At 69.1% G+C, this 285-nt stretch carries 1 protein-coding gene; it reads left to right on the top strand.

Annotation, left to right across the window (positions count from 1 at the left end):
• Positions 1-285: carboxyl transferase domain-containing protein (locus J4G32_RS21240; RefSeq protein ID WP_281413606.1), on the top strand; the 285-nt coding region annotated here is incomplete at both ends.

The raw sequence follows: 285 nt of genomic DNA, 5'->3' as shown, positions 1-285 counted from the left end.
CCAACAACGGCATCCTGTTCTCGGAGAGTGCCCTGAAGGGCGCCCACTTCGTCGAGCTCTGCGCCCAGCGCGGCGTGCCCCTGGTGTTCCTCCAGAACATCACCGGCTTCATGGTCGGCCGGCGCTACGAGGCCGGCGGCATCGCCAAGGACGGGGCCAAGATGGTCACCGCCGTCGCGACCGCGGCGGTGCCGAAATTCACCGTCCTGATCGGCGGCAGCTTCGGGGCCGGCAATTACGGCATGTGCGGGCGGGCCTACGGGCCGCGCTTCCTCTGGATGTGGC

This window comes from Microvirga antarctica (assembly GCF_017921815.1).
Taxonomy (GTDB): Bacteria; Pseudomonadota; Alphaproteobacteria; order Rhizobiales; family Beijerinckiaceae; genus Microvirga; species Microvirga antarctica.
Note: the sequence above shows the minus strand (reverse complement) of the source record. Positions and strands in the feature narration are given on the sequence as shown.